Genomic DNA, 18437 nt, shown 5'->3' with positions numbered 1-18437 from the left:
AAGCACGGGAAGCCGGCCATTTTATCAGGGCTTGTCGGTGCCGCGACGGATAGCCCACGGGGCGGGGCGCGCCAGTGCATGCTGTGGTAACGTGGGCCGTCCGTGGTGCGCTGCCATGACATCGGCGCGCGCACCGTGTTTTTCCGCTTCCCTTAGTTGATTCGATTTTCCGCATGCCTCGTTCCTCATCTCATTCGCGCGCCGGCGCGGCCTCTGCCGGCCGCGGCGAGCCGCATACCGTGCGCATCATCGGGGGTGACTGGAAGCGCACGCCGCTGCCTGTGCTCGAACTCGATGGCCTGCGCCCCACGCCTGATCGCGTGCGCGAAACACTTTTTAACTGGCTCGGCCAGCGTCTGGATGGCCAACGTTGCCTGGACCTTTTCGCCGGCAGCGGCGCACTGGGCTTCGAGGCCGCGTCGCGCGGCGCCGCGCGGGTAGTCATGGTCGAGCGCAACGCGCGTGCGGCCCGGCAACTGCGCGAGAATCAGGCGCGGCTCGCGGCCCGGGCGATCGAAATTGCCGAGGCCGATGGTTTGCGCCTGGCCGCGAGCCTCGCGCCCGGCTCGTTCGACGTCGTTTTTCTGGACCCGCCTTTCGACGAGGAAATACTGCCGCGCGCGCTGGCGCTCGCGATGCCGCTCGTCGCGGCCAACGGCTGGCTTTACGTGGAATCGGGTGCGCCGCTCGATGACGAAAGCGCGGCGCTCGCCGGCTGGTCGATCGCGAGGCACGGCAAGGCCGGCGCGGTCCATTATCATTTGCTGCAGCGCGAAAATGATGAATAATGCGCGTTTCGAAAGTGGCGTCGGGCAGCAGCTACGCCCGGGGCGCATCCCCAACGGGTTCCCGAACGGGTTTCCGAACGGAATGATGAGAGGGAGATGTCCATGGTAGTTGCCGTGTACCCGGGTACGTTCGATCCGCTCACGCGGGGTCATGAGGATCTCGTGCGTCGCGCGTCGAGCATCTTCGACACCCTCGTCGTCGGCGTCGCCGACAGTCGTAACAAGAAACCATTCTTCGCGCTGCAAGAGCGTCTCGACATCGCCCAGGAAGTGTTGGGCCATTACTCGAACGTGCAGGTGATGAGCTTCAAAGGGTTGCTCAAAGACTTCGTGCGCGTGAACAACGCCCGCGTGATCGTGCGGGGCTTGCGCGCTGTATCGGACTTCGAGTACGAATTTCAAATGGCCGGGATGAACCGCTATTTGCTGCCCGATGTCGAGACGATGTTCATGACGCCGTCGGACCAGTACCAGTTCATCTCGGGCACGATCGTGCGCGAAATCGCGCAGTTGGGCGGCGACGTGAGCAAGTTCGTCTTTCCCTCGGTCGAAAAATGGCTGAAGGAAAAAGTCGCCGAAATGCCGTCGAACTCAGGGGCGCTCTAACGGACCCTAACGCGCGCCGCGGGGGCCAGCCGTTCGCTCAGGCGGCAACCGGCAGCGCGGGTTGGAGCATATCGCCGGCGCCTGCGAGTACCTTGCGCATCGTCTGCGCACCGTTTGTCCAGTGCGTTTCGATCTGCGGCCATGAGAAGTCGAAGGTCTTGTAATAGTCGTCGCACGGCTTGTCGTCGTAGACGACATCGAGCACGCGCAGCGAAGGTGCCTGCAGCGCGGCAACGGCTTGGCTGTACGCCTGCGTTTTACGCGCGGTCGCCGGCAGCGTTTCGAGTAGCTCGGCCAGCGATCGCTGTGTACGAGCGGCAGCCTCGAGTGCGGCGCGCACCGGCTTCGTGCGGCTCGTGTACTGAAGGTCCTGCATGACGGAAGCCACGCCGGCCGAATCGACAGGCACCGTGCCGGGGGCTTGCCACAGATCGACTGCGATGGCGAGCATCGGCGCCGCGGGCGGATCGAACATCAGGCACTCGAGCGGCGTATTTGAAATCAGGCCGGCATCCCAATAGTGTTTCCCGTCGATTTCGATCGGCGCAAAGCCGGGCGGCAGCGCGCAGCTCGCGATGATGTGCTCGGGCGTAATGCGCGTGTGCTTATTGTCGAAATAAACGCACTCTCCGCTGCGCACCTCGACGACGCCAAGGGATACACGCATCGAACGGCCGTCGTTGATGCGATCGAAATCCACAAAGCGTTCGAGCGTCTCGCGCAACGGGGAGACGTCGTACCAGCATTCGAATTCCGATCCGTAGTAGCGCTGCATGAAGGGCGGCACGAGCTTCGGCTTGAAAAAGCCGGCGCGTCCGCGCACGAAGGTGCTCCACGCGCGCACGGCGGGCGGGTACGGCAACGCGGGCTGACTGATCGTTTCCCAGAATGCGCGCAGCCGTTCGAGCCGCCGCTCGGGGGCGTTGCCGGCGAGAACGGCCGCATTCAACGCGCCGCTGGAAATGCCGACGATCCACTCCGGCTCGATGGCGGCCTCGCGAAGCGTCTGATAGACGCCGCACTGAAAGCTGGCTAGCGCACCGCCGCCTTGCATCAGCAAGGCAATTCGGGGTTGCACATCGGTGTGTGCGTTGGGGTATCGAGCGGATCGAGGCATGATCGTGACGGGTGGATTTGAGATACGTCACTGTGCCCGACCCGCCGAGGCGACCGTAACCTGAAAATTCGCGGATTGCGGGATGCGTTTCATGTCGACATAACGCATTGGTTTTGTCTTGAGAGCTTACCGGGCGAGGTTAAAATCGTTAATTCAAATAGCTTCCGCCCCCGTAACCATCAGGCATTAATGATGAAAACCGAGCAGCGCGACCACGCCCCAGAACTGACCGACGCACAACGTCTCGAGTTGCTCGTGATCAGCGTGACGGACTACGCGATCTGCATGCTCGACCCCCGGGGCCATGTCGTCAGCTGGAATGCCGACTCGCAAAGGTTCACGGGCGATACGGCCTCGGAGATCGCCGGAAAGCACTTTTCGATGTTCTACACAGATGAAGATCGGGCGAGCGGGCTTCCCGACAGCGCGCTGCGTGCAGCGCTCGACGAGGGCAAATTCGAGGGCGAGGCGTGGCATGTGCGTAAGGACGGCACCCGCTTCTGGGCGTCCGTGGTGATCGACCCGGTTCGTACTGCGTCTGGAGAACTGATCGGGTTTGCGAAAATTACGCGTGATATCTCTGCGCGCAAGGCGGCCGAGCAAGCGCTACGTAGCAGCGAAGAACAGTTTCGCATTCTCGTTCAGGGCGTGACGGACTACGCGATCTACATGCTTTCGCCATCGGGTGTGGTGACCAGTTGGAACGCCGGCGCAAGGCGGATCAAAGGCTATGAGCGCGGTGAGATCGTGGGCCAGCACTTCAGTCGTTTTTACACCGAGGAAGATATCGCGAGCGGTATCCCCGCGCAGATTCTGGCCACTGCGGCCCGCGAGGGCCGGGCCGAGCGGGAGGGCTGGCGGGTGCGCAAAGACGGGAGCCGTTTCTGGGCTCACGTCGTGGTGGATGCGATCCGTGACGAAGCGGGTGCGCTGATCGGATTTGCGAAAGTCACCCGAGACATCACGGAGCGCAAGGAAGCGGCTGAGGCGCTGGATCGCGCCAACGCCGCGCTCGTTCACTCGCAGAAAATGGAAGCCGTCGGACAGCTTACCGGGGGTGTCGCGCACGACTTCAACAATTTGCTATCAGTCATATCGAATGGTTTGCAAGTATTGAGCGCCCAGTCGCAAACGCATTTCGACGCGAAAATGCTGGACATGATGCGGCGTGCCGTTGACCGCGGCGCGTCGCTCGTCCAACAACTGCTCGCGTTTGCCCGGCAGCAACCGCTCAAAAACGAGAGGCACGACCTTAATGCGGTGATCCGCGCGTTTGAACCGATGCTCCGCCGTGCGGGAATCGGTTCGATCCAGCTCGAGGTCGCGCTGGACTCGAAGCAGCCGACGGTGCTGTTGGATATCGCGCGATTTGAGGCGGCGCTGCTGAATCTGGTCGTCAACGCGCGCGACGCGATGCCCGATGGCGGAAAGATTGTCATCCGTACCGAGGACGTTGAGCTTGGAGGGCGCGATGCCGGTACGCTCGCGGCCGGCCCCTATACCAGGGTGTCAGTGACGGACTCGGGAATGGGTATGTCAGCGGCGGTCGCTTCGCGGGCATTGGAACCGTTCTTTACCACCAAGGAGCCGGGTAAGGGCACAGGCCTCGGGCTGAGCCAAGTCTACGGATTCATCACCCAGTCAGGTGGGGACGTACGCATCAAAAGCGTCAAAGGCGAGGGCACGACGATCTACCTTTATTTGCCGCGGGTGGCGGGCGATGCCGAATCGTGACGTGAGTGATGTTGCAAGGGCGCTGCGCTCCCGATGATTGCGAAAAAGCTATAATCTATTGTTTTTTCTAGCAAAGTTGGTGGCGGTATGGCCTTGATGATTACCGATGAATGCATCAATTGCGACGTCTGCGAGCCCGAGTGCCCGAACGACGCGATTTCGATGGGGCCGGAGATTTATGTAATCGACCCATCGAAATGCACGGAATGTGTCGGCCATTTCGACGAGCCGCAGTGTCAGCAGGTTTGCCCTGTCGAGTGCATTCCGCGTGACCCGCAGCACGCTGAAAACGGCGAGCAGCTGCTCGTGAAATACCGCTTGCTGCAAGCGGCGAAGCGCTGCTGAGCGTACCCTATGCGCTGCGATGCAACTGCATCATCGCGCGCTCCAACTCCCCTTTGACGGCATGCGGCATCACAGCCAGCGCGCGCTCCACCGCCGCATCGATCACCTGCTGTTCGTCCTTGCGCGGCGGCTTTAACACATAGTTCGCCACATCGGGCTTCGCTCCCGCCCGTGCAGCGTCGGGAATCACGTCGCGCGGATGGCCGATGCCGATGCGCAGCCGCCAATACTGCTGCGACGAAAGATGTGCCGAAATATCCTTGAGCCCATTGTGCCCGCCGCTGCCGCCGCCGAGCTTGAGCTTGACGGTACCGGGCGGCAGATCGAGTTCGTCGTGCGCGACGAGAATCTGATCAGGCAGAATCTTGAAGAAATGGGCGAGTGCGACGACTGACTGGCCCGAGCGGTTCATATACGCCTGCGGCTCCAGCAGATGCACTTCCTCGCCGAAGAGCCGGGCTTTCGCGTACAAGCCATGAAAGCGGCGCTCATCGCGCAACGTCGTGCCTGCGTCACGCGCAAGCTGGTCGACAAGCCAGAAACCGGCATTGTGGCGCGTCGCAGTATATTCGGCGCCCGGGTTACCGAGCCCGACGATCAGTTTGATCATGGTTCGTATTAGCCTTCAGCCTCTATCCATCAGCCGAACATCAGCCGAAAAAAAACCCGCCGGGCAAGCCGCGGCGGGTGACGTCGTCCGTCCCGGAGAACGGATCGAGAGGATATCGGTCGACGAAATCCTTAAGCGGCGGGCGTTTCGCCTTCTGCGGCAGCTTCGCTCGAGACGGCGCCGGCCGGTATCGTCGCGGACGCGATGACCGGGTTTTCGGCCGCAACGTGCGCGACGAGTGCGACGCCCTTCGGCAGCGGAATGTCCTTCGCGTGCAGCGATTGACCGGCTTCGATCACGGCCAGATCGAGTTCGACGAACTCGGGCAGGTCGCCCGGCAGACATTCGATTTCGATTTCCGTCACGACGTGCGAGATGACCGCACCGCCCAGCTTCACCGCCGGGTTCGTTTCCTGATTCATGAAGTGCAGCGGCACCTTCGTGTGCAGCTTCTTTTTCGCGTCGACGCGCTGAAAGTCCACGTGCAGCACGATCTGGCGGAACGGGTGATATTGCACGTCGCGCAGCAAGACCTGCTGCGTGTTGCCGGCCACTTCAAGTTCCAGGATGGACGAGTGGAAAACTTCCTTCTTCAACGCATGCCACAAGGCATTGTGATCGAGTTCGACCAATTGCGGTTCCGCACCAGCGCCATACACGATTCCGGGCGTCTTGCCGGTATTGCGCAGGCGGCGGCTCGCACCCGTACCTTGCTTGTTGCGCTCGAAAGCGACGACTTTCATGTTCAATCTCCATAACTGCCCGCGACCAGGCAGCGAAACGGGGCTTTCACGCGCTTATCGCGCATCGGCCCCATGATGAAAGGCGCGTTCGGATATCGAACCCGCCCATTAAGCCGAAGGCGCCGCATCGCGCAGCGCCTTCGGTGAATCTTCATTGCCCCGCCGCATGCCAGCGACGTGACGTTCAGCTTTCCGCGAACAGCGACATCACCGAATCGCCGCGACGAATGCGAGAGAACGTTTCGGCCAGCAAGCCCGCGCACGACAGCGAGCGGATGGCCTTGCAGCCGCGCGCTTCATCGCTCAAGGGGATCGTGTCGGTCACGACGAGTTCGTCGAGATCGGAACTCGAAATGCGCTCGCCGGCGCCCCCCGAGAGCACCGGGTGCGTTGCATAAGCGACGACTTGCTTCGCGCCGCGCGCTTTGAGTACTTGCGCCGCTTTGCAGAGCGTGCCGGCGGTATCGACCATGTCGTCCATGATCACGCAGGTCCGGCCTTCCACCTCACCGATGATGTTCATCACCTCGGCCACGTTCGCCTTGGGGCGCCGTTTATCGATAATGGCCAAATCGCAATTGAGCTGCTTCGCGAGCGCCCGCGCCCGGACCACGCCGCCGACGTCGGGCGACACGACGAGCAGGTCCTCGTAGTTCTGCTTGCGCAGATCCCCGAGCAGCACGGGTGTCGCGTAAATGTTGTCGACCGGGATATCGAAGAAGCCTTGAATCTGGTCCGCGTGCAGATCCATCGTGATGATCCGCTCGACGCCCGCGATTTCTAACATGTTCGCTACGACCTTCGCCGAAATCGCGACGCGCGCCGAACGCGGCCGGCGATCCTGACGGGCATAGCCGAAGTACGGAATGGCGGCGGTGATCCGGCCAGCCGAGGCGCGCTTGAGCGCATCGACCATGATCATCAATTCCATCAGGTTGTCGTTCGCCGGCGCGCAGGTCGATTGAAGGACGAAGACGTCCTTGCCACGCACGTTTTCCTGAATCTCAACTTGGATTTCGCCGTCGGAGAAACGGCTGACCATTGCTTTGCCGAGGGGGATGCCGAGGATTTTGACAACTTCCTGCGCAAGGGCCGGATTAGCGTTGCCAGTAAATACCATCAGGCCGTCATGGCTGCTCATCATGCACCTGCTGCTGGAGGCGGGGACTGCGGGAATTTTTTTGGCAGGGGAGGAAGGACTCGAACCCTCGCATGCCGGAATCAAAATCCGGTGCCTTGACCAACTTGGCGACTCCCCTACACTAACTTTGTGCGCCGCCGGACTTCTCGGGAACTGCCCGGCGATGCGAAACCTTTTATGACGCGCTTTATGACGCTAAGGCGTGGAGCGGATGGGTATCCAGACTCCTTGCCACGGCGCTCGTCCAACCGCTTGCTCCGTCGCTCTTTCCATCTTCAAGCAGTTTGGCACGCAGCTTGACTTCCGCGGCTTCTGCTTCGGCGATGCTGCCGAACACTGCGAATACGCTCGACCCCGATCCCGTCATACGCGCCGGTGCAATGCTCTCGAACGACCTCAGCACCTGCGCGACTTCCGCGTATTTTCCCATGACAACGGATTGCATATCATTGCGGCCGAAGCTATCTGGCCACCTTGCGCTGCAACTTTGCTGAGCAAGAAAGTCCGTAATTGTGACCATTTCGGAGTCACGTGTCAACGACTTGTCCGAAAAAATCTCAGCGGTCGGGACATGCGCTTTCGGCGTGACGACAAGAAAACACCGCTCGGGCAACGCGACCGGCTGCAGCGCCTCGCCGACACCTTGTGCGAACGCGTTTCGCCCGAAGATGAAGAAGGGGACATCGGCGCCAAGCTGCAGCCCAAGCATCTGCAGCGTCTCGCGCGGCAGGTCGAGCTGCCAGAGCCGGTTCAGCGCAAGCAGCGTCGTCGCCGCGTCCGAGCTGCCGCCGCCGAGGCCCGCGCCCATCGGCAAGCGTTTGTCGATCTCGATGTCGACGCCGAAGCCCGTACCCGTGTGCGACTTGAGCAACGCGGCGGCCCGCACGACAAGGTCGCTCGCCGCGGGCACGCCGGGCACCGCGGTCTTGCGGCGTACCTCGCCGTCGCGACGCAACGTGAAATGCAGCAGGTCGCCCCAATCGATCAGCTGAAATACCGTCTGTAGCGTGTGATAGCCGTCCGGGCGGCGCCCCGTGATATGCAGGAAAAGATTGAGCTTGGCGGGAGCGGGGCAGTTCCGCAGCGATTCGGTCGTTTCGATCATGCTAGGTGTGGCGCAAACGCGCGCTTATCGATCCAGGACGAGCTTGATGTCGAGCCGCGGTTCGCTGCGCGTCAGATCCACCCGTTTGACGCCCGTCTCGGGTGCCTCGGCGTAGCTGACGTATTGAATCGTCCAGCCGTCCTGGTCGATTTCCTTCAAGCGCGACGGATTTTGCGGGTCGGCAATCGTCTTCGCATGCGAGCTCGGTGCGGGCGACGGCTGCAGCCAATAGCGCAGACCCTCGACCGGCAGCGCAAAGCCGAGCGCATTTTGCATCAGCGTGCCGACGTTATTGGCAACAAGCGGCTGACGGTTCGGCAATTCGAGTGTGGCCGCGGCCGGCGACGATGTCACGATCGCCAGCGTCTGGCCGAGCGGGTTCCGAAGAGCAAGCGTGACGGTGTCGCCTTGTTCTTGCCAGTCGAAGTTACCGTAAGCGTTGCGCGGCTTAGCCGCCGCATCAGCGTAGCTCACCGAGAATCGCCCGTGATAGGCGCGGTTCGTCTGGGTCGATAACGCAGTCGCTGCGTTCGAGGTAGAAGGCCCGCGCGTCGGCGCCACGGAGCAGCCGGCGAGGGTGGCAGCAGCGGCAACGGCAAGCGCCGTCGCGAGCGCGGACATCGTCGCGCGTGCGCGTCGCGGCGTGGGAAAGTACCGAAATGGCATCAGAGATCGTTGGTGTTGACCTGAAAACGTTTGAGCGTTTTCACGAGCGTGTCGTTATCGGGTTCGAGCTTGCGCGCGTTGCGCCAAGCGGCGAGGGCGTTCGATTGATCGCCGTTTTTCCACAGCACTTCGCCCAGATGCGCGCCGATCTCCGCATTCGGCTGCAAGTCATAAGCCTTGCGCAGAATCTTGGCGGCGTCTGTCGTATCGCCGCGGCGATACTTGACCCAGCCTAGGCTGTCCATGATGAAGGCGTCACTCGGCGCCAGTGACGACGCTTTTTCGAGCAGCTTTTCCGCCTCGTCGAGATGCTGATTGCGATCGGCAAGCGAGTAGCCGAGCGCATTGTAGGCTTGCGCGTTATCGGGCTGCGCCTTGATCAGCGCGCGCAACTTTTGCTCCATCGCATCGTAATGGCCGTTCTTTTCGGCGGCCATCGCGTAGTCGTAGAGAATCTCCGGGTCGTCCGGAAACATCTGGTCGGCTTCTCGAAGACGTGTTTCCGCTTCGCCGTAGCGTTTGGCGTCGAAGAGAATCGCCGCATCGGTGCGCGCGATCAGCGCTTGCGCGCGCGGATCAGGGCTTTGTAAATCGGCCAGCAGCTTGCGCGCCTCGTCGGTCTTGCCGTTTTTCGCAAGCAGTTGCGCCCGCGTCACGCGCGCGGAAATATAGCGCGGGCTGTCGGGTTGCACCTTGTCGAGCCACTTTTCGGCCAGCGCTTCGTTTTTCTGCTCGACCGCGAGTTGGGCAAGAAAAATATAAGCCTGACCCGCGTCTGCGCCCGGCGTCTTTTCGGTTAGCTCGGCGTATTGCTTCAGGTATTTCTGTGCGGCGTCGTATTGTTTTTGCTGGATTTTGATCAGGCCGAGCGCCATCAGCGGCGTCGGATCTTTCGAATCGAGGCTGTGCATGGCCTCGAACTGCTTTTGCGCATCGTCGATGCGCTCGGCCGACAGGTAAAGCTGGGCCAGCGCGAGCCGCGCATCGTGCGATTTCGGGTTCTGCTTGACGACCGATTCGAACGAGGCAATCGCCTCGTTGCGGGCATCGGGGCCCATCTGGGCGAGCCCGAGGGCAGCCGGCAGGTAATCGGGTTTCAGCTTGAGCGCACGCCCGAATGACGCGCGCGCGCCCGGCTGGTCGTCGGCAAGCAATTGCTGGCGGCCGAGCGCAACCTGCGCTTCGGGGCGCTGCAGATCGTTTTTCAGCAGATTTTGCAGCACGTGCAGGCCACCGACTCGGTTCGGCCCGCGCGCCAGCAGCGCCTGCAGCGCGAGAATCGAGTTGCCGCGCTCTTCGGCCGGTACCTTGGCCAGTTCGGCGGCAAGCATCGGCTCGGCATCGTCTGGCTTGCCCGAGAGCACGAGCAGCGAGGCATCGAGCTGCGCGGCACGTTCCGAGTTGGGCGCATACTGCCGCCACAACTGCGCCGCCGCAAGCGCATCAGCCGGGCTTTGCGCGGCGATGGCGATCTCGGCCGCACGCTGCGCCATGCGCGGATCGTGCGTGTCGCGCGCGAGCGCAAGGTAGGTTTGATAGGCTGGCGCCGGCTGATCGCGCTGCAACGCGATTTCGGCTGCGAGCACTTGAAAAACGATCTGACTCGACAGTGCGACGGAGGGCAGGCCTTTCGTCTCGTCCGGCAACGAAGACGAGAAAAGGTCTGTGCTGGCCGAAGCGGCATCGTCCGAAGGTGCCGGATTTTGCGCAAAAGCGGGATAAGCCACAAGGGCAAGGGCACAAACGGCGCAACGGGCCGCACCGACGATTCGGCCGATGGGCGCGCTGTTTCGGGCCGGGCGCACGCCGTCTTTGCGCGTCGAGGGCAGCTTTAAGGACAAAATCATGGAAATCCGTTCGAGGGTTTCGGTCGATTGTAACGCGCTCGCTACAATACACGCAGATTCGACCATGCAAGTTACACACCCATTTCGAGCGATTCCCCGCCATTAGACATGCCTGAGCTGCCAGAAGTCGAAGTCACCCGCCGCGGCATCGAGCCCCTCGTGCGCGGGCGCCGCGTCGAGCGGGTCGACGTGCGCACGGGCGCGTTGCGCTGGCCTGTGCCGCCCGAACTCGCGAAGACGCTCGCCCGGCAGCAGGTTCGCGAGGTGGCGAGGCGCGGCAAATATCTGCTTTTCGAGACTGAAGCAGGTTGGTTCATCGTCCATCTCGGCATGACGGGTACGCTGCGCGTGCTGCGGCGCGCAGGGCTCGCAGCGCCTGCCAGGCACGACCACATCGATTGGATTTTCGACGAATTCGTGCTGCGGTATCGCGATCCGCGTCGCTTTGGCGCCGTGCTCTGGCATCCGCGTGCGGCGGGCGATATCAACGCGCATCCGTTGCTTGCGAGCCTCGGCGTCGAGCCGTTCTCGGCCGAATTTTCGGGCGCGCTGCTGCATCGTCGTACACGCGGGCGCAAGGTGTCGATCAAGCAGGCGCTGCTTGCCGGCGACATCGTGGTCGGCGTGGGCAATATCTACGCGTCCGAAAGCCTCTTTCGCGCCGGCATCAGGCCGACCACGGCGGCCGGGCGTCTTTCGGCCGTGCGCTGCGAGCGGCTTGCCGAGGCGGTGCGTGCCACACTCGCGGCGGCGATCGAACGCGGGGGCACCACGCTCAGGGACTTCGTCGGCAGCAACGGCGAAAGCGGCTACTTCCAGCTCGATTGCTTTGCTTACGACCGCGCGGGGCAACCCTGCCGCGTCTGCGGCACGCCGATTCGACACCTCGTGCAGGGCCAGCGCTCCACTTATTTCTGCGCGCGTTGTCAGCGCTAACCGCTTCTTTTTATGTCCGACATCTCGATCGTCCCGCTCCCCGGTAATGTGCTGCCGCAATCCACGCTGCAATCGATCTTCGCCGAGCGTCTGATTGCCTGGCAGCGCCAGCATGGACGGCACGACCTGCCCTGGCAGAACACGCGGGACCCGTACCGCATCTGGCTCTCCGAGATCATGCTGCAGCAGACGCAGGTCACGACAGTGATTCCGTATTATGCGAAGTTCCTGGCGTGCTTTCCCGATGTCGCCGCACTCGCGGCAGCCCCGATAGACGAAGTCATGGCGCTATGGGCGGGGCTCGGCTACTACTCTCGAGCGCGCAATTTGCACCGATGCGCGCAGGCCGTCGTCGAGCAGCACGATGGCCTATTTCCGGCCTCGCCTGAAGCGCTCGCGGAACTGCCCGGCATCGGCCGGTCGACGGCCGCGGCGATCGCGTCGTTCGCCTACGGCTCGCGAGCGACGATCCTCGATGGCAACGTGAAGCGTGTGCTCGCGCGCGTATTCGGCATCGACGGCTTTCCTGGCGAAAAGCGCGTCGAAAGCGCAATGTGGGCGTTGGCCGAGACGCTCGTGCCCGCAGGCGCGAGCGATGCCGATGTGAGCGCCTACACTCAGGGCCTGATGGATTTGGGTGCGACATTGTGCGTGCGCGGCAAACCCGACTGCGGGCGGTGCCCGTTCGGCGACGAGTGCATCGCAAATGCGACGGGGCGTCAGCGCGAGCTGCCTACCGCGCGCCCGAAAAAAACGATTCCGACGCGCCGCACATGGATGCTGGTGCTGCGCGACGCCGATGGCTTGGCGGTGCTGCTCGAGCGGCGCCCGCCGGCTGGCATCTGGGGCGGCCTGTGGAGCTTGCCCGAAGCGGCGGACGAAGCAACGCTGGCCGCGCGTGCCAGCGCGCTCGGTGCGGCCGGCACGCCGCAGCGGCTGGCGCCGCTCACGCACGCGTTCACGCACTTCAAGCTCGACATCGAACCGCGCCTCGCCGCGCTCGATATCGGTGGGCGGCCAACATGCAGCGAGGCGCGCGACGAGGGCAATGCGTGGGTGCCGCTCGAAGCAATCGATTCGTACGGTTTGCCAGCGCCGGTGCGCAAGCTGCTTACCGCACTGAAAGGCTCGTTGCTCTAAAGCAGCCGATGCTGCTGCATGTAGTGATGAACGCAGTCGATACGCGCGCCGGCGTCATTGAGCTCCATCAGCCTTTGACGTGCTCGCAGCGGGATTTGCAGCACTTCGGAAAGACGATTGGAAACCCAGCTCGGGTCGCCGAGTTGCAGCGGCTGCGCGAACGGAATGCTCTCGGGATCTCGCTCGCGGATCGTTTCGATGATGCGCTCGAGCACCTCTGCACACGCACCGAATTTGGCGAGCGCGTCGCTGCCTTCGAGCGGGATATCGGCGGGCAGCGGCTCGGCCATGCCGACCAACAGGCCGCTCGGCTCGGCGCGATGGGAAAGCAGCCGAAAGCGCTGCGTGCCGCGGGCGCGCACGAGCAGCATGCCGAATTCATCGACATCGCACTGTTCGATTTGCGCAAGACAGCCGATTGGCTCGGGGACGGCCTGCTCATCACCTTGCGCCACTTCGGGCCCGCTTTTCAAAAGACAGACGCCGAACGGCGTGTTTTCTCGCAAGCACGTTCGCGCCATATCGAGATAGCGCGCTTCGAAGATCTTGAGCGGTAAGAGGCCGTCGGGAAACAGCACGGCGTGAAGGGGAAAGAGCGGCAGGTCGGCGTAGACGGCAGGATTAGAGGACATGGCGCAACGCTTCGCAGATGTGCCGCGCGGTTCGCGGCGGGTTAAGCCACTAGTCTCGACGAATCGCCGACCTGGACCGGCGCGTCCCGATGCCGCACAATGACAGTTGCTTCGCCGGCAAGACGCGCGGCGAGCGTCTCGGCGATGAATACCGAGCGGTGCTGCCCGCCCGTGCAGCCGATCGCGACCGTGAGATAGCTGCGGTTGTCTTCGCGAAACCGCGGTAGCCACTTGATCACGAACGAATGGATGTCGTCGATCATTTCATGAACGACCGGCAGTGCGTCCAGGTATTCGATCACGGGTTGATCGCGTCCGGTCAGCGGGCGCAGCCGATGATCGTAGTAGGGGTTGGGCAGCGCCCGCACGTCGAAGACGAAATCGGCATCAAGCGGCAAACCGCGCTTGAAACCGAACGATTCGAACATCAGCATGAGTCCTTCGCGCTGCTCTTCGATAAAACGCGTGACCCAGGCCCGCAGCACATTCGCCCGCAAACTGCTGGTGTCGATCTGATGACCGAATTCGGCGAGCGGCGCAACGAGGTCGCGCTCTCGCTCGATGGCTTCCGCGAGCGAGGCGAGCAGCCCGACATCGGCATCGTGTGCCGGCGTGCCCGAAAGCGGATGCCGGCGCCGGGTTTCCGAAAAACGTTGGATCAGCGACTGCGTGCTTGCATTCAGGAACAGCACGCGCACGTCATGCTCGCTTGCGAGGTCGCGGATGATGCCGGGCATGTCGTCGAGCGATGCGCTCGAGCGCGCGTCGATCGCAACGGCTAGCCGCTCTTTGCCTTCGCCGTCGTTCGCAAGGTACCGCGCGAGCGACGGCAAGAAGCGCGGCGGTAGATTGTCGACGCAGTAATACCCCGCGTCCGCGAGCGCGTTCAATGCAACCGATTTACCGGAGCCGGAAATGCCGGTGATCAGAACAATACGCATGTAGGAAGGCCTGTTCGTTTCATCATAGCACCTGACTTCGACGGCGTTTTCGCGGCGTTTAACTCAATTCGCATTGAGTTCGCGCCGGTTCGCATTGCGTTCGCACCAGCCCGGGCAGCGGGTTTCACGCTCGAGCTAGCCCATCTCTTACATCAGTTTGCCGGGCAATTGGCTATCCGGGTCTTGCATTGCCAGGCGCTGCCGGTCCATGAAGTCACGCAGCGTATCGATGCCGCGCAGTTGCAAAATGGTATTGCGCACGGCTGCCTCGACCAGCACCGCCAAGTTGCGGCCGGCAGCCACTTGAATCGTGACCTTGCTGATCGGCAGCCCGAGCACGTCGACGGTTTGGCTTTCGAGCGGTAGGCGCTGGAATTCGCCGTCTGGCCGGCGCACCAACTGAACGATGAGCTTAAGCTTCATTTTCCGGCGTACCGCTGTTTCGCCGAAAATCGTCTTGATGTCGAGCAGGCCGAGGCCGCGCACTTCGAGCAGATTTTGCAGCAACGGCGGGCAGCGGCCTTCGACGAAATCGGGGCCGAGTCGCACGAAATCGACCGCATCGTCGGCCACGAGCCCGTGGCCGCGGCTGATCAGCTCGAGGCCGAGTTCGCTCTTGCCGAGGCCTGAGTCGCCGGTCAGCAGCACGCCCATACCGAGGATGTCGAGAAATACGCCGTGCAACGTCGCTCGCGGCGCTAGGATGCGCGACATATAAAGCCGCAGGTTATCGATGACGGTCGCAGCTGAAATCGGCGTCATGAAGAGCGGCGTCGACGAGCGCGTGCAGCGCAGCACGAGTTCGGGCGGCGCCGCCACCCCGCCGGCCACCACGAGAAACGGCGGCTCCAGCGCGATGAGCTCGGCCATATGGCGTGAGCGATCCTCGTCGGTCTGACGCTGATAGTAGTTGACCTCCGGGTCGCCAAGCACCTGTATCCGGTTCGGATGGATGAGGTTCAAGTGGCCCACGAGATCGGCGCTTGACGTCGCATTCGCGACGGTTTCGGCCGAAAAACCGCGTTCCCAGCCCTCATGCCCCGTCAGCCAACTCAATTTGAGGATGGCGGCGTTGTCGTCGAAGATGCTTTGGGCGTTGATGCTGGAGGTGTCCATGAATCCGTGACTCCTAATGGGCGGCCCGCCGGCCGATGAACTACATCGGAGCTGGGCTGCCGGGCTTCGTTACTGCCATGCCGGCGGCGCCTGGCGCGCCGCACCGCGCGGCCTCGCGCACCAGACGCGAAGCCGTCGCTATTTCAAGGGTGCCACTGGGTGAGCAGCCTGTGCAACGCTTCGGGACTCAACTCGGTGTGCAGACGTTCGCGCGTTTCGCGATCGGAAAGCAATTGTGCGATCTCGGAAAGGATCTCGAGATGCTGCTGGGTGGCTTGCTCGGGCACGAGCAAAAAGATGAGCAGCGAGACGGGCTGGCCGTCGGGGGCTTCGAACGGAATGGCGTGATCGAGCCGCACGAAGGCCGCGAGCGGCTGCTTGAGCCCCTTGATCCGGCCATGCGGAATGGCGACACCTTCGCCGAGCCCGGTCGAGCCGAGACGCTCTCGTGCGAACAGGTTATCGGTGACTGCGCTGCGCGCAATTCCGTTCTGGTTTTCGAAAATCAGCCCCGCTTGCTCGAACACGCGCTTCTTGCTGGTGACGGAAAGCCCGATAACGACGTTTTCGAGAGGAAGAAATTTGGCTAAACGATTCATGTTGGCAGGCTAACGCGTCGCCTGGGCGCTCCTCGCGGCAACTGACTGGTTGTCCATTCTCGACCTTGACGGTCGGACTCGTGGCCCGTGCCGTGAAAGGCGACTGGCCGGCTGCCGTTCAAATAACCGACACATTATAAAGCAGCCCCGTTGAATGTTGCACCGCGCCAAGGTGACCGTGCACGCACTATGCTGCAATTGGCGCGCCGCGCATCGTGCCGGCCGGACCATGAAAAAACCGCCCATGCGGGCGGTTTCGCGGGGAGGCTCGGCGCCTTTACGGCTGCGGCTGTACACCCAGCGGGGCTTCCTGATGCTTGATAGTCTCGTGCTGATGTTCTTGAATGCGGCTTTTGTGACGTACGACCTGTCGATCGAGCCGATCGACCATCAGATCGATCGCAGCGTAGAGGTCGCCGTTGGCGCTTTCGAGGAAGATATCCTTGCCCTTTAGATGAAGGTTGATTTCAACCTTTTGCCGCTTGTCCTTTTCCTTCTGATTGTCGACCGAGAGGACCACGTTGCCATCCATTACCTGATCGAAGTGTCGTAGCACCTTGTCCAGCTTGGTAATCACATATTCGCGCAACGCAGGCGTGACTTCGAGATGGCGTCCACTGATCTTCAGATTCATAGTGCTCTCCAAACGAATGGCCGCCTGACACCCATTGGTGCGGCTCAACCGGTCGGGAGCGGCCCGCTCGAACATCACCCCGCGTGATTGATGAGCGGCGAGTCGTATCGGCCGGCCTTAGCGCCAACAGCATCGCGGCCGGTAAATGCCCCCCGCTTTCAAGCGGTGAGCTACAGAGACTTACGCAAATTCACTGCGGGGATTCTGAGGGCTTCGCGGTATTTGGCGACTGTTCGGCGCGCCACCACGAATCCTTGTTCCGCCAACAGTTCGGCTATGCGGCTGTCTGAAAGAGGCGTTTTCGAGTCTTCTGCTCCTATCAGTTGCTTGATCAGCGCGCGGATCGCCGTGGACGAGGCCGCCCCCCCCGTGTCGGTCGAAACGTGCGAGCCGAAGAAGTACTTGAACTCCAGCGTCCCGAAGGGGGTGAGCATGTACTTGCCCGTGGTTACGCGCGAGACCGTCGATTCGTGTAGGCCCAGCGTATCAGCTATTTCCCGCAAAACCAAGGGGCGCATCGCGATTTCGCCGTGCACGAAGAAGTTCTTCTGGCGCTCGACGATGGCCTGGGCCACACGCAGGATTGTCTCGAAGCGCTGCTGGATGTTCTTGATGAGCCAGCGCGCCTCCTGCAATTGTTGGCGCAACGATCCGCTGCCCGGGTCGCCCCGGTTATTGCGCAGGATATTCGCGTACAGATGGTTGATTCGCAGCCGCGGCATCACCTCGGGGTTCAGTTCGGCAACCCAACCGTGCACCGTTTTTCTCACCATGATGTCGGGCACGACGTAGTCCGCCTCGGTCTTGCCGTACGCGGCGCCCGGGAACGGCTCGAGCGAGCGGATCAGCGCATGCGCCTCGCGCAGCGCGTCGTCGGTCGTGCGCAACTGCTTTTTGAGCCGCGTGAAATCGCGCGCGGCCAGCAACTCGAGATGGTGCGCCACGATTTCGAGCGCGAGCTTGCGCGTGGGCGTGTCTTCCAGCCGCAGCAATTGCAGGCGCAGGCATTCCGACGCCGAGCGCGCGCCCACGCCGGCCGGATCGAAGCTGTGCAGCAACGCAAGCGCGGCGTTCAGTTCGTCCTGATCGACATCGAGCTCTTCCGGCATATCGGCGAGCACTTCATCGAGCGTGGCCGTCAGATAACCGTCGTCATCGAGTGTTTCGATCAGAAACGTGATCAGCGCGCGGTCGCGCGGGCTCGCTTGCGTGACACCGAGCTGCGCCATCAGATGATCGCGCAGCGTCGTGGTCGATTCGTGGATTTGCAGCGGCGGGAGGTCGTCGTCGTCGGATTGTGTCGACGAGCGCCCGTAATCGTCGAGATTCCATTGCGATGCCTCGGAATTATCGGACGATGATGCACCGTTATATTCGTCGACGCCGGCCGGCTCGCCGTTCTCGCTGCGCTCCGACGAACTGCTGGGTGCGACGCCGTTCATTGGCTCGGGTGCGGTCGATGTCGGCACTTGGGCGATCACCGTGCCGTCGCTAGCGACCCGCAACGGGCTCGCAATCCATTCGTCTTCGTTTTCGAGCAGCGGGTTTTGCGCCACCGCCATCGCCACTTCCTGCTGGAGTTCGAGCGTCGACAACTGCAGCAGTCGGATTGACTGCTGCAGTTGTGGGGTCAGCGCAAGATGCTGCGACAGGCGGAGTTGGAGGCTGGCTTTCATGGCAAGTAGGTTTTCATTGTAGAGACTTTGCCACGCGCGCGAAACCTCGCCGCGAGCAGCC

The 18437-nt window shown here is 62.4% G+C and carries 18 protein-coding genes, 1 tRNA gene and 1 pseudogene; 6 read left to right on the top strand and 14 right to left on the bottom strand.

Annotated elements, in window-relative coordinates:
• Window positions 1-173: 173 nt before the first annotated feature.
• On the top strand, window positions 174-788 hold the full coding sequence (gene rsmD, locus ACSQ20_RS17330) for a 16S rRNA (guanine(966)-N(2))-methyltransferase RsmD (RefSeq protein ID WP_436022081.1): 615 nt from the start codon (window positions 174-176) through the stop codon (window positions 786-788).
• A gap of 102 nt (window positions 789-890) precedes the next feature.
• A complete protein-coding gene (gene coaD / locus ACSQ20_RS17325) occupies window positions 891-1394 on the top strand; it encodes a pantetheine-phosphate adenylyltransferase (RefSeq protein WP_436022079.1) in 504 nt (167 codons plus the stop codon).
• A 37-nt stretch (window positions 1395-1431) separates the two neighbouring features.
• On the opposite strand, the gene ACSQ20_RS17320 is transcribed toward coaD, so the two are convergent.
• The gene (locus ACSQ20_RS17320; protein WP_436022077.1) at window positions 1432-2472 is read right to left on the bottom strand and encodes a patatin-like phospholipase family protein; all 1041 of its coding nucleotides are present in this window, start codon (window positions 2470-2472) and stop codon (window positions 1432-1434) included.
• A 231-nt stretch (window positions 2473-2703) separates the two neighbouring features.
• Between ACSQ20_RS17320 and ACSQ20_RS17315 the strand changes: the two are divergent.
• Together ACSQ20_RS17315 and ACSQ20_RS17310 are read left to right on the top strand one after the other, a co-directional pair.
• Window positions 2704-4218: pseudogene (locus ACSQ20_RS17315) on the top strand (PAS domain S-box protein); the annotation flags it as partial.
• 114 nt (window positions 4219-4332) lie between these two features.
• Window positions 4333-4590: a YfhL family 4Fe-4S dicluster ferredoxin gene (locus tag ACSQ20_RS17310; protein ID WP_436022075.1), complete on the top strand. Its 258-nt coding sequence runs from the start codon at window positions 4333-4335 to the stop codon at window positions 4588-4590.
• Between the two features lie 7 nt (window positions 4591-4597).
• Here the strand turns inward: ACSQ20_RS17310 and pth are convergent, their stop codons facing one another.
• The 7 genes from pth to ACSQ20_RS17275 all read right to left on the bottom strand — a co-directional run bounded on the left by pth (window position 4598) and on the right by ACSQ20_RS17275 (window position 10702).
• Window positions 4598-5200, bottom strand: a complete 603-nt coding sequence (pth, locus tag ACSQ20_RS17305) for an aminoacyl-tRNA hydrolase (RefSeq protein ID WP_436022073.1) — start codon at window positions 5198-5200, stop codon at window positions 4598-4600.
• 131 nt (window positions 5201-5331) lie between these two features.
• Window positions 5332-5943 (bottom strand): 50S ribosomal protein L25/general stress protein Ctc, encoded by a 612-nt coding sequence (locus ACSQ20_RS17300; protein WP_436022071.1) that lies wholly within the window; start codon window positions 5941-5943, stop codon window positions 5332-5334.
• Between the two features lie 184 nt (window positions 5944-6127).
• Window positions 6128-7084, bottom strand: coding sequence for a ribose-phosphate pyrophosphokinase (locus ACSQ20_RS17295; protein WP_436023202.1), 957 nt, complete (start codon window positions 7082-7084; stop codon window positions 6128-6130).
• Window positions 7085-7125: 41 nt separating this feature from the next.
• Window positions 7126-7202: transfer RNA gene (locus ACSQ20_RS17290), tRNA-Gln, on the bottom strand.
• A gap of 69 nt (window positions 7203-7271) precedes the next feature.
• On the bottom strand, window positions 7272-8189 hold the full coding sequence (gene ispE, locus ACSQ20_RS17285) for a 4-(cytidine 5'-diphospho)-2-C-methyl-D-erythritol kinase (RefSeq protein ID WP_436022069.1): 918 nt from the start codon (window positions 8187-8189) through the stop codon (window positions 7272-7274).
• Window positions 8190-8213: 24 nt separating this feature from the next.
• A complete protein-coding gene (lolB, locus tag ACSQ20_RS17280; RefSeq protein WP_436023200.1) occupies window positions 8214-8810 on the bottom strand; it encodes a lipoprotein insertase outer membrane protein LolB in 597 nt (198 codons plus the stop codon).
• Window positions 8811-8854: 44 nt separating this feature from the next.
• Entirely contained in the window at window positions 8855-10702 is a 1848-nt protein-coding gene (locus ACSQ20_RS17275) for a tetratricopeptide repeat protein (protein ID WP_436022067.1), read from the bottom strand.
• Between the two features lie 108 nt (window positions 10703-10810).
• Between ACSQ20_RS17275 and mutM the strand changes: the two genes are divergently transcribed.
• Both mutM and mutY read left to right on the top strand, forming a co-directional pair.
• Window positions 10811-11638, top strand: a complete 828-nt coding sequence (gene mutM, locus ACSQ20_RS17270) for a bifunctional DNA-formamidopyrimidine glycosylase/DNA-(apurinic or apyrimidinic site) lyase (protein WP_436022065.1) — start codon at window positions 10811-10813, stop codon at window positions 11636-11638.
• Between the two features lie 12 nt (window positions 11639-11650).
• Window positions 11651-12778, top strand: coding sequence for an A/G-specific adenine glycosylase (gene mutY / locus ACSQ20_RS17265; protein WP_436022063.1), 1128 nt, complete (start codon window positions 11651-11653; stop codon window positions 12776-12778).
• Here the strand turns inward: mutY and ACSQ20_RS17260 are convergent.
• From ACSQ20_RS17260 to ACSQ20_RS17235, 6 genes are all read right to left on the bottom strand, one after another.
• Window positions 12775-13410, bottom strand: a complete 636-nt coding sequence (locus tag ACSQ20_RS17260) for an LON peptidase substrate-binding domain-containing protein (RefSeq protein WP_436022061.1) — start codon at window positions 13408-13410, stop codon at window positions 12775-12777. The two genes, mutY and ACSQ20_RS17260, sit on opposite strands and share 4 nt — an antisense overlap.
• A 41-nt stretch (window positions 13411-13451) precedes the next feature.
• The gene (rapZ, locus tag ACSQ20_RS17255) at window positions 13452-14351 is read right to left on the bottom strand and encodes an RNase adapter RapZ (protein WP_436022059.1); all 900 of its coding nucleotides are present in this window, start codon (window positions 14349-14351) and stop codon (window positions 13452-13454) included.
• 147 nt (window positions 14352-14498) lie between these two features.
• Window positions 14499-15467 (bottom strand): HPr(Ser) kinase/phosphatase, encoded by a 969-nt coding sequence (gene hprK, locus ACSQ20_RS17250; RefSeq protein WP_436022057.1) that lies wholly within the window; start codon window positions 15465-15467, stop codon window positions 14499-14501.
• A 143-nt stretch (window positions 15468-15610) separates the two neighbouring features.
• A complete protein-coding gene (locus tag ACSQ20_RS17245) occupies window positions 15611-16066 on the bottom strand; it encodes a PTS sugar transporter subunit IIA (protein ID WP_436022055.1) in 456 nt (151 codons plus the stop codon).
• 277 nt (window positions 16067-16343) lie between these two features.
• Window positions 16344-16700 (bottom strand): ribosome hibernation-promoting factor, HPF/YfiA family, encoded by a 357-nt coding sequence (gene hpf, locus ACSQ20_RS17240; protein ID WP_436022053.1) that lies wholly within the window; start codon window positions 16698-16700, stop codon window positions 16344-16346.
• 170 nt (window positions 16701-16870) lie between these two features.
• Window positions 16871-18376 (bottom strand): RNA polymerase factor sigma-54, encoded by a 1506-nt coding sequence (locus tag ACSQ20_RS17235; RefSeq protein ID WP_436022051.1) that lies wholly within the window; start codon window positions 18374-18376, stop codon window positions 16871-16873.
• Window positions 18377-18437 lie beyond the last annotated feature (61 nt).

The sequence above is a fragment of the Trinickia sp. LjRoot230 genome, from assembly GCF_964253315.1.
Classification (GTDB): Bacteria; Pseudomonadota; Gammaproteobacteria; order Burkholderiales; family Burkholderiaceae; genus Trinickia.
This window is presented reverse-complemented; position numbering and strand designations above follow the sequence as displayed.